Genomic DNA, 12,876 nt, shown 5'->3' with positions numbered 1-12,876 from the left:
CCGGAAGCGCGAGGCTCCCGGGCCGCCCGGCCGCTCCGGCGGTTCAGCCGGCCGTGACCTCGACCGCCGCCAGGTTCCTCTTGCCCCGGCGCAGCACGAGCCACCGCCCGTGCAGCAGGTCGCCCGCGGACACCTCGGCGTCCTCGGCGGTCACCTTCACGTTGTTCACGTAGGCGCCGCCCTCCTTCACCGTGCGCCGCGCCGCCGACTTGCTCGGCGCCAGACCGGTCTCGGCGAACAGGTCCACCACCGGGCCCGGCGCGGCGACCTCCGCCCTCGGCAGCTCCGACAGCGCCGCGGCGAGCGTCGCCTCGTCCAGCCCGGCCAGCTCGCCCTGCCCGAACAGCGCCTTCGACGCGGCGACCACGGCGGCGCACTGCTCCGCGCCGTGCACCAGCGTCGTCAGCTCCTCGGCCAGCGCGCGCTGCGCCGTACGGGCCTGCGGGCGCTCCTCGGTGACCCGCTCCAGCTCCTCCAGCTCCTCACGGCTCCTGAAGCTGAGGATCCGCATGTACCGGGAGACGTCCCGGTCGTCCACGTTCAGCCAGAACTGGTAGAACGCGTACGGCGTGGTCATCTCCGGGTCCAGCCAGACGGCGCCGCCCTCGGTCTTGCCGAACTTGGTGCCGTCCGCCTTCGTCATCAGCGGCGTCGCCAGCGCGTGGACGCGCGCGTCCGGCTCCAGGCGGTGGATCAGGTCCAGCCCGGCCGTGAGGTTGCCCCACTGGTCGCTGCCGCCCTGCTGCAGGACGCAGCCGTGCCGCCGGTACAGCTCCAGGAAGTCCAGGCCCTGGAGCAGCTGGTACGAGAACTCGGTGTAGCTGATGCCCTGCTCGGACTCCAGGCGCCGGGCCACCGAGTCCTTGGTGAGCATCCGGTTGACCCGGAAGTGCTTGCCGACGTCCCGCAGGAACTCGATGGCGGACATCCCGCCGATCCAGTCGAGGTTGTTGACCATGGTGGCCGCGTTGTCGCCCTCGAAGACCAGGAACGGCTCGATCTGCGAACGCACCCGCTCCACCCACGCCGCGACCGTCTCCGGGGAGTTCAGCGTGCGCTCGGCGGTCGGCTTGGGGTCGCCGATCTGCCCCGTCGCCCCGCCCACCAGCGCCAGCGGGCGGTGGCCCGCCAGCTGGAGCCGGCGCATGGTGAGCACCTGCACCAGATGACCCACGTGCAGGCTCGGGGCGGTCGGGTCGAAGCCGCAGTAGAACGTGACGGGACCTTCCGCGAGGGCCCCCCGCAGGGCCTCCTCGTCGGTGGACTGGGCGAACAGCCCGCGCCACTTGAGCTCGTCGACGATGTCCGTCACGGGTCCACTGCCTCCTCGGTGCGTGTCTGCCGGCCCGGTCAGTCTAGGGGCGTCACACGCCCCGGCTGACCGAGCTCATGTGGAAGTCCGGCACCCGCAGCGGCGGCATCGCGGCCCGGGTGAACCAGTCGCCCCACTCCCGCGGCAGCGTCCGCTCCGTCCGGCCCGCCTCCGAGACGCGCCCCAGCAGGTCCACCGGCGACTCGTTGAAGCGGAAGTTGTTCACCTCCGCGACCACCTCGCCGTCCTCGACCAGGTACACGCCGTCCCGGGTCAGGCCGGTCAGCAGCAGCGTCGCCGGATCGACCTCGCGGATGTACCACAGGCACGTCAGCAGCAGCCCCCGCCCGGTCGAGGCCACCATCTCCTCCAGCGACCGGCCGCCCCCGCCCTCCAGCACCAGGTTGCCCGCCCCCGGCGCCACCGGCGACCCGGTCAGCTCCGCGCTGTGCCGGGTCGTGACCAGCCGCTCCAGCCGGCCCTCCCGGATCCAGTCGACCGGCTCCACCGGCAGCCCGTTGTCGAACACCGACGCGTCGTCGCCCGACGCGTGCGCGATCACGAACGGCGCCGACTCCAGACCGGGCTCCGCCGGGTCGCTGCGCAGCGTCAGCGGCAGCGACGCCAGCCGCTCCCCGACCCGGGTGCCGCCGCCCGGCCGGGAGAACACCGTCCGGCCCTCCGCCGCGTCCCGCGCCGCCGCCGACCACTGCTGGTAGATCAGCAGGTCCGCCACCGCCGTCGGCGGCAGCAGCGTCTCGTACCGCCCCGCCGGCAGCTCCACCCGGCGCCGCGCCCACTCCAGCCGCCGCGCCAGGTCCTCGTCCATCGCCAGCGGGTCGGCGTCCGCGAAGTCCCGGGTGGCCTGACCGGCCCACGCCGAACGCGTGCGGTCCGGCGACTTCGCGTTCAGCTCCAGCGTCCCGTTCGGCTGGTCGTGCCGCAGCCGCAGCCCCGTCGACGTACCCAGGTACGTGCAGGTCAGCTCGTGGTTGGCGAACCCGTACAGCTCCCGGCCCCCGGCGCGGGCCCGGCCGAAGGCCTCGCCCAGCGCCGGCGCGAAGTCCCCGAACACCGCCGACGACGTCTCCGCCGGCGCGTCGCGGAAGCCCGGCGACTCCGGGACCCCGGCCACCAGGGGCCGCGCGTCCTCGGCGGGCCCCGCCGCGCGGGCCGCCGCCTCCGCCGCCCGCACCAGCGGCTCCAGCTCGTCGGCGGTCACCGCCGAACGGGATACCACGCCCGACGCCGTGCCCTCGGCCCCGTCGACCGTCGCGACGACCGTGAGGGTGCGGCCCCTGGTGACGCCGTTGGTGGTCAGGGCGTTCCCAGCCCAGCGCAGGTTCGCGGAGGAACGCTCGTCCGCCAGGACGACGCACCCGTCGGCGCGGGACAGCTCCAGCGCCCGCTCGACGATCTCGTACGGCTTGCTCACACGGCTCATCGTCCGGCCTCCTGCGCGGTGCTGTGCCGGCCCGCGGAACGACCCGCGGGCCCCTGGAAGATCGTGTTCCGCCCGCTCATCGCCCGCCCTCCTGGGCCGTGTTCAGGATGTTCACGCCGCGGAACAGGGCCGACGGGCAGCCGTGCGAGACCGCCGCGACCTGGCCCGGCTGGGCCTTCCCGCAGTTGAACGCGCCGCCCAGGACGTACGTCTGCGGCCCGCCGACCCGCTCCAGCGACCCCCAGAAGTCCGTCGTCGTCGCCTGGTACGCCACGTCCCGCAGCTGCCCCGCCAGCCGCCCGTTCTCGATGCGGAAGAACCGCTGCCCGGTGAACTGGAAGTTGTACCGCTGCATGTCGATCGACCACGACCGGTCGCCGACCACGTACACGCCCCGCTCGACGCCGCCGATCAGGTCCTCCGTCGACGGCCCGCCCGGCTCCGGCAGCAGCGACACGTTCGCCATCCGCTGCACCGGCACGTGCGACGGCGAGTCCGCGAACGCGCACCCGTTGGACCGGCCCAGCCCCGTCAGCCGCGCGATCCGGCGGTCGAGCTGGTAGCCGACCAGCACCCCGTCCCGCACCAGGTCCCACGACTGCGCCTCGACGCCCTCGTCGTCGTACCCGACCGTCGCCAGCCCGTGCTCGGCCGTCCGGTCGCCCGTCACGTTCATCGCCGGCGAGCCGTACCGCAGGGTGCCGAGCTGGTCGAAGGTGGCGAACGAGGTACCCGCGTACGCCGCCTCGTACCCCAGCGCCCGGTCCAGCTCGGTGGCGTGCCCCACCGACTCGTGGATCGTCAACCACAGGTTCGACGGGTCCACGACCAGGTCGTACGTCCCCGCCTCCACGCTCGGCGCCCGCATCTTCCCGGCCAGCAGCTCCGGGATTTCCGCCAGCTCCGCGTCCCAGTCCCAGCCGGTGCCCGTCAGGTACTCCCAGCCCCGCCCGGCCGGCGGCGCCAGCGTCCGCATCGACTCGAACTCGCCGCTCGCCGCGTCCACCGCGACCGCCGTCAGCTGCGGGTGCAGCCGCACCCGCTGCTGCGTGGTCACGGTGCCCGCCGTGTCGGCGTAGAACTTGTTCTCGTGGACGGTCAGCAGCGAGGCGTCCACGTGCGCCACGCCCTCCGCGCGCAGCAGCCGCGCGCTCCACTCCGCGAGCAGCGCGCTCTTCTCGGCGTCCGGCACGGAGAACGGGTCGACCTCGTACGACGAGACCCACGTCCGGTCCGCGTGCACCGGCTCGTCCGCCAGTTCCACCTTCTCATCGCTGCCCGCCGCCGCGATCACCCGCGCCGACAGCTTCGCCATCGCCACCGCCTGGGAGGCGACCTTCGCGGCGGCGTCCATGGTCAGGTCCACGCCCGACGCGAAACCCCACGCCCCGCCGTGCACCACCCGCACCGCGTACCCGAGGTCCGTCGTGTCCGAGGAACCGGCCGGTTTCGCGTCCCGCAACCGCCAGGAGGCGCTGCGCACCCGCTCGAACCGGAAGTCGGCGTGCTCGGCGCCGAGCGCCCTGGCCCGCGCGAGCGCCGCGTCTGCGAGCGCCCGCAGGGGCAGGGCGAGGAACGCCTCATCGATGTCATGGGCCACAGGTGGAGATCCCTTCTGCCGCGTGCCGGTGACGGTCGTCCCGGGCAGTGAACCACGTCCCGCCCGCCGGGCTCCCGCGGAACGGGCTCACGGGGAGGGAAACCNCCGGTGGNGGGCGGNGAGGGCGTACGGGTACGGAACGGCGGGCGGGTACGGGAGCAGTTCCCGTACCCGCCCGCCGACGTGGCGCACGACGCGGGCTCAGCCGTCCAGGGGTGTGTCGGCCGCAAGGGCGGTGAAGGCCGTCCAGGCGGTCGGTGTGACGGTGAGGGGGTGGATGGTCGTGTCTTTGGAGTCGCGGACGTGGACCGTCCCGGGGCGTGCGGCGACCTCGACGCAGTTGTCGCCCTCACTGCCGCTGTAGCTGCTTTTGAACCAGCTCAGTTCGCAGGCGGTTGTCATAGCGCTCCTCGCATCCGTTCCCATAACGTCACGGTGACCCGACGCGGGCTCAGTCGTCCAGGGGCGTGTCGGCCGCGAAGGCGGTGAAGGCCGTCCAGGCGGTCGGTGTGACGGTGAGGGGGCGGGTGTTCGTGTCCTTGGAGTCGCGGACGTGGACGGCCTCGGGGCGTGCGGCGACCTCGACGCAGTTGTCGCCTTCGCCCCCGCTGTAGCTGCTCTTAAACCAGTTCAGCCCATCGGCAATGCTCATAACGCCCCTCGCATCTCTTCCAGCAGGCTCACGGTGGCCCGGCAGTCCAGGGCCTGGGCACGCAGTTTGCCATAGCGTTGAAGGAGGACACTCAGGTCGTTCGGGGCAGTAAGCAGATTGCTTGATCGCTGCCCCTCGGTGTAGCCGATCCATTGGTGAGTTGGTGTCTCGGCAAGATACATCTGCCCTTCGACACCGCAGTGTTCCTCTTGTCGAAGCGGCATGACCTGGATCTCCACGTTGTGTCGCTGTCCAACGAGGAGAAGGTGGTCGATGACTTCGTTGGTGACGGCGCTTCCCCCAACACACCGCTCCAGAATGCCTTGCTCGATAACGAAGCTGAAGGCGGTGTTCGGCCGCGATGCCAGAAGATCCTGCCTTTCCAGCCTCGCGCATACCTGTCGTTCGATCTGCTCCTGTGAGAGCGGAGGCAGATTACGCTCGAACACCGCCCGTGCGTACCCCTCCGGCTGCAACAACCCCGGAATCGCCCGGCACTCGTACGCGTACAAGGAGATCGCCTCCTCCTCGATCCCCGCCCACTGGCGGAACCACGACGCCAGCCCCGCCCGCCGCGTCAGGCTCCTCGCCGCCGCCGCGAGGACCTTGGCCGCGACCGGGCCCAGGGCCTCCTCCGCCCGTGCGGGCAGGTCCGCGGGCGGGAACCGCTTCCCCTGCTCGATCTTGGCGACGTAGGCGGCCGAGTACCGCACCCGCGGCGCGAACTCCTCCTGCGTCAGCCGGGACTCCTCGCGCAGCGCCTTGAGGACCGCGCCGAAGGTCTTGAGACTGTCGGAGATCTCCGCCTCCGTGCCGTTCGTGCTGCCGTTCGTTCCGCCGTTCGCGCCTTCGCCGTGATCCGCTCTCATCGCCGCGTGCCTCCCGTGTCCGCGCTGTCATGCCGTACCCAACCCCGCCCGGCCCGCCCGGGGTCACGGGCGGTCACCGACCCAGTCCAGAGTGTGCGCCGATACAGCGGCGGTTGTACGGGTGTCGTCCCTGTCGGGTGCGGGAGGGCGCCGAAACGCTGGGCGCATGCCAGCTCCACGGGCCCAAGGGGCCGTAACCGTAAGTGCGTTCGCCCAGCGCTTCCCCGCCACGCGCCGCGGCGCGCGCCTCGCCCGCCGGCTCGCCGCGCACCGGCTCGCCGAGTGGCACCTGCCCCACGGAGGCCCCGCCTCCGACGCCGTCACCCTCGTCGTGGCCGAACTCGCCGCCAACGCGGTCCTCCACGGCCGTGTGCCCGGGCGCGACTTCGAGCTGCGGCTCGCGTACGACCGGTCCGCGGGGCTCGTCCGCGTCGAGGTGTCGGACACCCATCCGGCGCGTCCGCGACCGCCCGAGCCGGCGCCCGGACCGGTCGCGCACGCCGAAGGCGGCAGGGGCCTGCTCCTCGTCGGGGCCGTCGCCGACCGCTGGGGCGTGGCCGGGCGGACGGGCCCGGGCAAGACCGTGTGGGCCGAGTGCACCGTCCATGCCTCGGACGACCGGCATCCCGTTTGAGGACCCGGCGGCACGTCGTCGACCTCTCCCGTCCCTGGCGGGACCTCACCTCCGACATCGGCGCTCTCGCCGAGTCGGTCGACACCGCGCGCGGCACGGGGGCGGAGGGAAATGACCGCGGCGGCCGGATGTAGGTGCTATCAGGGCTGTGTACGCACAATCTTCCTGCTGTGCCTGCTGTGCCTGCTGTGCCTGCTGTGCCTGCTGTGCCTGCTGTGCCTGCTGTGCCTGCTGGGAGGGGAGCGCCGTATGAGCACCATTTCCGTCCGCGAGTTCTCGTACAACCCCAGCGCGGTCTTCGCCCGCGTCGAGAAGGGTGAGGCCATCCAGGTCACCCGGCACGGCAATGTCATCGCGATACTGTCACCGGCCGGCAGCCCCATGGAGCGGTCCGCGCACCTGGTGGCGCAAGGGAAGATCAAGCTGAAGCCGGTCACCGCCGCCGACCGCCACAGCATGCCGCACTACGAGGTGCCGGAAGACATCGACCCCGTGGCGCTCCTGCTGGCCGAGCGCGAAGAGGACGACCGTTGATCTACATGGACACGTCCGCGTTGGTCACGTGGATGACGCGGCGCGGTCACTGGGGCGCGCTGGACGCCTTCCTCCAGGAGCGGGCCACGGAGCCGCTCGCCACCAGCACGCTCGGCTTCGTGGAGACCGTACGAACCCTGGACCTCATGGGGCACTTTTTGAAAGCCATGGAGGACCTGGACGCCCGGATCACCGAGATCCTCCTCACTCGGGAGGTGCGCGACGCGGCGGCTCTCCTGGCCGGGCGCCTGGGGACACTGGACGCGGTTCATGTGGCCAGCGCGCTCTCCCTGCGGGACGACCTGACCGCCCCGGTGACCTACGACCGCAGGATGTTCGAGACCGCCCGCACCGAGGGACTGCCGGCCGACGCGCCCGGCATGCCGGACTGACCCGAGGATCGGACTGTAGGAACCCGACAGGAGGCTCCGAGCGCCACTGTCGGTGCCCGAATGTCCCCCTGCGGTCCGGGACCGATAGGTTTCCGGGGAAGCCGCCTGCCAGCGCCGTCCGTCGTCCGGGCGTTCGGGCGGGGAAAGAACCGCTATCGAAAGGGTGATCCGATGAGCCGCTCGGTTCTCGTCACCGGAGGCAACCGGGGCATCGGCCTCGCCATCGCCCGCGCTTTCGCCGACGCCGGCGACAAGGTCGCGTTCACCTACCGGTCCGGCGAGCCGCCCGCCGAGCTCGTGGAGCTGGGCTGCCTGGGCGTGCGGTGCGACATCACCGACTCCGAGCAGGTGGAGACCGCCTACAAGGAGATCGAGGAGAGGCACGGCCCCGTGGAGGTCCTGGTCGCCAACGCCGGCGTCACCAAGGACCAGCTGCTCATGCGGATGTCCGAGGACGACTTCACCTCCGTCCTCGACACCAACCTGACCGGCACGTTCCGCGTCGTGAAGCGGGCCAACCGCGGCATGCTGCGCGCCAAGAAGGGCCGCGTCGTCCTCATCTCGTCCGTCGTCGGCCTCCTCGGCTCGGCGGGCCAGGCGAACTACGCCGCCTCCAAGGCCGGCCTCGTCGGCTTCGCCCGCTCCCTCGCGCGCGAGCTCGGCTCCCGCAACATCACCTTCAACGTCGTCGCGCCCGGCTTCGTCGACACCGACATGACCAAGGTGCTCACCGACGAGCAGCGCGCGGGCATCGTGTCGCAGGTCCCGCTGGGCCGTTACGCCCAGCCCGAGGAGATCGCGGCCGCGGTCCGCTTCCTGGCGTCGGACGACGCCTCGTACATCACTGGAGCCGTCATCCCCGTTGACGGCGGATTGGGCATGGGTCACTGAGTCACATGAGCGGAATCCTCGAGGGCAAGCGCATCCTCATCACCGGTGTGCTGATGGAGTCCTCCATCGCGTTCCACACCGCCAAGGTGGCCCAGGAGCAGGGAGCCGAGGTCATCCTGACCGCGTTCCCCCGCCCCACCCTCACCGAGCGCATCGCCAAGAAGCTGCCGAAGCCCGCCAAGGTCTTCGAGCTCGACGTCACCGACGACGAGCACCTCGCCCGCGTCGAGGGCATCGTCCGCGAGGAGCTCGGCGGCCTCGACGGCGTCGTCCACTCCATCGGCTTCGCCCCGCAGGACGCCCTCGGCGGCAACTTCCTGCACACGCCGTTCGAGTCGGTCTCCACGGCGATGCACGTCTCGGCGTTCTCGCTGAAGTCGCTGACGATGGCCTGCCTGCCCCTCATGGAGGAGGGCGGCTCGGTGGTCGGCCTCACCTTCGACGCCCAGTTCGCCTGGCCGCAGTACGACTGGATGGGCCCGGCCAAGGCCGCCCTGGAGGCCACCAGCCGCTACCTGGCGCGCGACCTCGGCAAGCAGGACATCCGCTGCAACCTGATCTCCGCCGGCCCGCTCGGCTCGATGGCCGCCAAGTCCATCCCGGGCTTCGGCGACCTGGCCAAGGTCTGGGACGAGCGCTCCCCGCTCGCCTGGGACATGTCCGACCCGGAGCCGGCCGGCCGCGGTGTCGTCGCCCTGCTGTCGGACTTCTTCCCGAAGACCACGGGCGAGATCATCCACGTGGACGGCGGCGTCCACATCATGGGTGCCTGACGCCCCGCACCCGCCCCGCCCGATCGGGCCCCGGAGAGGCCGCGCGACCGTCCGTTGATCGTCGCGCGGCCTCGCCGTGTGTACGGCACACTGGTCGAGCCGGGTGGATTCTTCCCCCGGTGCCCGGAAGGACGTGTCCCTCCGGCGTCCGGGGAGGAGGTGTGGCCGTGGCGATACGACACCACCGGGTTGCGGCCCTGGCGGCCGTCGCCGTCCTCGTTCCCGCCGCCCTCCTCGCGGGGTTCGCCACGCTGGCGGGTCCCGCCGCGGCGGACGACGGGCAAGAGCCGGCGGCGGCGGGCGCGTCGTGCCGTACGGAGGTCGACGGCTCCCACGTCACCGCGTACTGCCACAACCCCTACCCGCGTACCGACCGGGTGCGGCTGCACGTCGAGTGCGCCCGCTGGTGGGACGTCGACATCGACAGCCTGCCGGTCGAGGTGGCCGCCACCGCCTACGTCGAGCTGACCGAGCGGTGCTGGAAGGAGGTCCGGGCCGCCTGGATCAGCCACGACCCCCTCCCGGGCCCGGGCTCCTGAGGTCCCGCGCGGCCGGGCCGCGGTCCGTGCGTGTCGCCCCTGTGCTTGTCGCCCCTGTGCGCGTCGCCCCCGCGTGCCGGGCCCTGCGCTCCCTGCCACGGCCGACGCCGGGGACGGGACGGCGGTGGTGGGGTGAGCGGGGCCGGGCTGCCCCGCTGCCCCTTGACCGGTTCGGCCCCTTGCCCGGTTCGGCCCCTTGCCCGGCTCGGTCTCTCGTACTGCTCGTCTCCCTCGCCCCGTTCGTCTCCCTCGCCCCGTTCGTCCCGTCGTCCGGAGTCCGGCGGCGTGCCGGACAGTGATCGGCCTGCGGACGGTGTGCTCGGGTCGGGCGGCCGGGGCCGGGCTCGGGGTGCGAGACTGGGGCCATGCCTGTGCTCGACCCGAACCCTCAGAACGGCCAGAAGAAGCTGCTCGCCGTATTCGGCGTCATGCTCGCGATCGGAGTGGTGATCGGGATCATCGCCACGATCGTCTCGCCCTGACCCACCCGTCCTGATTCCCCCCGTCCTGGCTCCACCGGCCCTGGCCCGGTGTGCCCGACTTCGGCTGTTCCGTCCCGGACCATCTCGGTTGGGCCCCTCCCGGGCCTTCCCAGGCCTTCCCGGCTCCTCCCGGCCCATTTCGGTCGGGTCCGGCTCGGTCGGGTCCGGGTCGGCCGGGTCCGGGTCGGTCGGGTCCGGGTCGGTCGGGTCCGGCTTGTGCCGACCCGTCCCGGTCCGGCCGCCGGGGACGGTGGGGTCGTCCCCCGATCCCCTAGGGGGCGAGGACCAGGGTCGAATGGGTGGGAAACCGGATGGGCCCGTCGCCGGGCACTCCGTAGCGTGGGACCGCCACGCACCACGGACCCGCGACGACGGAGGCGACCATGTCCGCCCGCACGCCCACCAGGACCCGCGCCATCCCCGCACCCGCCTCCGCCCTCCGCGCCGGCCACGGCAGCAGGGGTGCGGGTGCCGGTCGGGGTGCCGGCGGGGCGGCCGCCCGGCTCCCCTGGTGGGCCGTGGCCCTCCCCGCCGCGGCCTTCGCCGTGCTGTTCCTCCTCGCCGGGTCGGGGCAGGCCCGCGCGACGGGCGGCGAGCCCGCCATAGGCCGCTTCCTCGACCACGTCCGGTACACCGTCACGCGCTGACCGCGCCCCCTGCCCCGCGGACCGGGCACGTCAACGCCCTGCGCCGCGAAGTCCACTTCGTGCGAAGCTGGGGACATGAGCGTCGATACACCTCGCAGGATCGTGCTACTCCGGCATGCCAAAGCCGAATGGTCCCAGGGCTCCGACCACGAGCGTCCGCTCGCCGACCGCGGCCGCCAGGAGGCGCCCCTCGCCGGGCGCCGGCTCGCCGGGGCCGGCATCGCCCCCGACCTGACCCTGTGCTCGACCGCCGTGCGCACCCGTGAGACGTGGAAGCTGGTGGTCTCCGAGCTGCCCCAGCGGCCCAGGACCCTCTACGACGAGCGCATCTACGAAGCGTCCCTCGGCGAACTGATCGCGTTGCTCAACGAGACGCCCGACGAGGTGAGGGACCTCCTCCTCGTCGGGCACAATCCGGGCGTCCACGCCCTCGCCGACGCCCTCGCCGGCGAGGCCGAGGGCGACATCCTGCCCAGGATGAACCGCAGTGGCTTCCCGACCTCCGCTTTCGCCGTCCTCACGTTCGACGGCGAGTGGAAGTCCCTGGAGCACGGCGCCTGCAGGCTCGCCGACTTCTGGTCGCCGCACGCCTGACGCCGCACGCCTGACGTCCGGCGCACCGGCCCGGCGCACCGGCGACGGCGGCCCGGACACCCGCGCGGTGTCCGGGCCACCGGCCGGGGACCGGTCGTGCGGGTCAGACGGACACGGTGCCCGCCGCCTCCACCTCTTCGCGGGTGATGCCGAGCAGGTACAGCACGGTGTCGAGGAACGGCACGTTGACCGCGGTGTCGGCGGCCCGGCGGACCACCGGCTTGGCGTTGAAGGCCACGCCGAGACCGGCCGCGTTCAGCATGTCCAGGTCGTTCGCGCCGTCGCCGACCGCCACGGTCTGCGCGAGCGGTACACCCGCCTCCGCCGCGAACCTGCGCAGCAGCCGGGCCTTCCCGGCCCGGTCCACGATCTCACCGGTCACCCGGCCGGTCAGCCTGCCGTCGACGATCTCCAGTGTGTTGGCGGACGCGAAGTCCAGACCGAGCCGCACCTTCAGATCGTCCGTGACCTGCGTGAATCCGCCGGAGACCACACCGACCTGGTAGCCGAGCCGCTTCAGCGTGCGGATCAGGGTGCGGGCCCCCGGCGTCAGCCGCACCTCGGAGCGCACCTTGTCCACGACCGACTCGTCCAGCCCCTCCAGCAGGGCCACGCGGGCGTGCAGCGACTGCTCGAAGTCCAGTTCGCCGCGCATCGCCGCGGCGGTGATCTCCGCGACCTCGTGCTCGCACCCCGCGTGGGCGGCGAACAGTTCGATGACCTCGTCCTGGATCAGCGTCGAGTCGACGTCCATGACCACCAGCCGCTGCGCCCTGCGGTGCAGCCCGGCCGACACCACCGCCACGTCCACGCCCAGCTCGTGACCCTCGGTGGCGAGCGCGGTGCGCAGCGGCTCGGTCTCGACGCCGGATACGGCGAACTCCACGGCGGTCACGGGGTACTTCGCCAGCCGGAAGACACGGTCGACGTTGCCTCCGACCCGGGTGATCACGGCGGCTATGGCGGCCGTGTTCTGCGCGGTCAGCGGGTTGCCGAGGACGGTCACGTGGGAGCGTCCGTGCCCCCGGGGCCGGTTGTCGCCGATGCCGGAGATGATCTCCGCCTGGAGCTTCTGCGACTCGGCCCAGCCGTGGACGGTGGCCCGCAGCCGGCCCTCCGTGCCGACGGCCGGCTCGGTCACGAGCGCGCACAGGACTATGCGGCCGCGGGTGACGACCTGCTCGATGTCGACGACGTCCACGGAGAACGCGGCGAGGGTGTCGAACAGTCCGGCGGTGATCCCGGGACGGTCCTTCCCGAAGATCTTCACCAGGAGGGTGGGGACGTCTGAGGTCTGTGATGCGCTCATGGTCCTCCCACCGTATCCGTCCCTCCAGGTACCCACCGCCCCGCGGGCGCCCGCCCGGAGGGCGGCGCCGGGCCCGCTCCGTCGTGAGGCGGCGGGACTCCGGCCGGTACGGACGGCGGAGCGCGGCGGGACGATCAGGGGTGCGGAGGCGGACCGGACCCGGCTCCGGTCCCAGCGGGTGCCTCCCGCCACGAGCCCCCGCCC

At 72.5% G+C, this 12,876-nt stretch carries 16 protein-coding genes; 9 read left to right on the top strand and 7 right to left on the bottom strand.

Features of this window, described 5'->3' with window-relative positions; genetic code table 11:
• Positions 1–43 precede the first annotated feature (43 nt).
• From tyrS to MW084_RS06220, 6 genes are all read right to left on the bottom strand, one after another.
• Positions 44–1,312 carry a tyrosine--tRNA ligase gene (gene tyrS / locus MW084_RS06245; RefSeq protein WP_010468888.1) on the bottom strand — a complete coding sequence of 423 codons (1,269 nt, stop codon included), beginning with the start codon at positions 1,310–1,312 and terminating at the stop codon, positions 44–46.
• A 52-nt stretch (positions 1,313–1,364) separates the two neighbouring features.
• Positions 1,365–2,756: a metallopeptidase TldD-related protein gene (locus MW084_RS06240; RefSeq protein WP_029553310.1), complete on the bottom strand. Its 1,392-nt coding sequence runs from the start codon at positions 2,754–2,756 to the stop codon at positions 1,365–1,367.
• 76 nt (positions 2,757–2,832) lie between these two features.
• Positions 2,833–4,356 carry a TldD/PmbA family protein gene (locus MW084_RS06235; protein ID WP_010468884.1) on the bottom strand — a complete coding sequence of 508 codons (1,524 nt, stop codon included), beginning with the start codon at positions 4,354–4,356 and terminating at the stop codon, positions 2,833–2,835.
• 201 nt (positions 4,357–4,557) lie between these two features.
• Positions 4,558–4,758 (bottom strand): DUF397 domain-containing protein, encoded by a 201-nt coding sequence (locus MW084_RS06230; protein ID WP_010468882.1) that lies wholly within the window; start codon positions 4,756–4,758, stop codon positions 4,558–4,560.
• Positions 4,759–4,807: 49 nt separating this feature from the next.
• Complete coding sequence (locus MW084_RS06225) at positions 4,808–5,008, bottom strand: DUF397 domain-containing protein (protein ID WP_010468881.1); 201 nt, start codon at positions 5,006–5,008, stop codon at positions 4,808–4,810.
• On the bottom strand, positions 5,005–5,877 hold the full coding sequence (locus tag MW084_RS06220; protein WP_010468879.1) for a helix-turn-helix domain-containing protein: 873 nt from the start codon (positions 5,875–5,877) through the stop codon (positions 5,005–5,007). The genes MW084_RS06225 and MW084_RS06220 overlap by 4 nt, the downstream gene beginning before the upstream one ends.
• A 166-nt stretch (positions 5,878–6,043) precedes the next feature.
• Between MW084_RS06220 and MW084_RS06215 the strand changes: the two genes are divergently transcribed.
• The 9 genes from MW084_RS06215 (at position 6,044) to MW084_RS06175 (ending at position 11,363) form a co-directional block, all read left to right on the top strand.
• Positions 6,044–6,511 carry an ATP-binding protein gene (locus tag MW084_RS06215; RefSeq protein WP_010468878.1) on the top strand — a complete coding sequence of 156 codons (468 nt, stop codon included), beginning with the start codon at positions 6,044–6,046 and terminating at the stop codon, positions 6,509–6,511.
• Between the two features lie 249 nt (positions 6,512–6,760).
• Positions 6,761–7,045 (top strand): type II toxin-antitoxin system Phd/YefM family antitoxin, encoded by a 285-nt coding sequence (locus MW084_RS06210; RefSeq protein WP_010468876.1) that lies wholly within the window; start codon positions 6,761–6,763, stop codon positions 7,043–7,045.
• 5 nt (positions 7,046–7,050) lie between these two features.
• Positions 7,051–7,437 (top strand): PIN domain-containing protein, encoded by a 387-nt coding sequence (locus tag MW084_RS06205; protein ID WP_078571419.1) that lies wholly within the window; start codon positions 7,051–7,053, stop codon positions 7,435–7,437.
• 171 nt (positions 7,438–7,608) lie between these two features.
• On the top strand, positions 7,609–8,328 hold the full coding sequence (fabG, locus tag MW084_RS06200; protein ID WP_010468872.1) for a 3-oxoacyl-[acyl-carrier-protein] reductase: 720 nt from the start codon (positions 7,609–7,611) through the stop codon (positions 8,326–8,328).
• 5 nt (positions 8,329–8,333) lie between these two features.
• Positions 8,334–9,101, top strand: a complete 768-nt coding sequence (fabI, locus tag MW084_RS06195) for an enoyl-ACP reductase FabI (RefSeq protein ID WP_010468871.1) — start codon at positions 8,334–8,336, stop codon at positions 9,099–9,101.
• Between the two features lie 161 nt (positions 9,102–9,262).
• Positions 9,263–9,640, top strand: a complete 378-nt coding sequence (locus MW084_RS06190; protein ID WP_010468870.1) for a hypothetical protein — start codon at positions 9,263–9,265, stop codon at positions 9,638–9,640.
• A gap of 365 nt (positions 9,641–10,005) precedes the next feature.
• Positions 10,006–10,122 carry an SGM_5486 family transporter-associated protein gene (locus tag MW084_RS06185; protein ID WP_086024550.1) on the top strand — a complete coding sequence of 39 codons (117 nt, stop codon included), beginning with the start codon at positions 10,006–10,008 and terminating at the stop codon, positions 10,120–10,122.
• Between the two features lie 383 nt (positions 10,123–10,505).
• Positions 10,506–10,769: a hypothetical protein gene (locus MW084_RS06180; protein ID WP_010468868.1), complete on the top strand. Its 264-nt coding sequence runs from the start codon at positions 10,506–10,508 to the stop codon at positions 10,767–10,769.
• A gap of 75 nt (positions 10,770–10,844) precedes the next feature.
• Positions 10,845–11,363: a SixA phosphatase family protein gene (locus tag MW084_RS06175; protein WP_010468867.1), complete on the top strand. Its 519-nt coding sequence runs from the start codon at positions 10,845–10,847 to the stop codon at positions 11,361–11,363.
• Between the two features lie 103 nt (positions 11,364–11,466).
• On the opposite strand, the gene serB is transcribed toward MW084_RS06175, so the two are convergent.
• Complete coding sequence (gene serB / locus MW084_RS06170) at positions 11,467–12,672, bottom strand: phosphoserine phosphatase SerB (protein WP_029553309.1); 1,206 nt, start codon at positions 12,670–12,672, stop codon at positions 11,467–11,469.
• Positions 12,673–12,876 lie beyond the last annotated feature (204 nt).

The organism is Streptomyces sudanensis (assembly GCF_023614315.1).
In the GTDB taxonomy this organism is placed as follows: Bacteria; Actinomycetota; Actinomycetes; order Streptomycetales; family Streptomycetaceae; genus Streptomyces; species Streptomyces sudanensis.
Note: the sequence above shows the minus strand (reverse complement) of the source record. Positions and strands in the feature narration are given on the sequence as shown.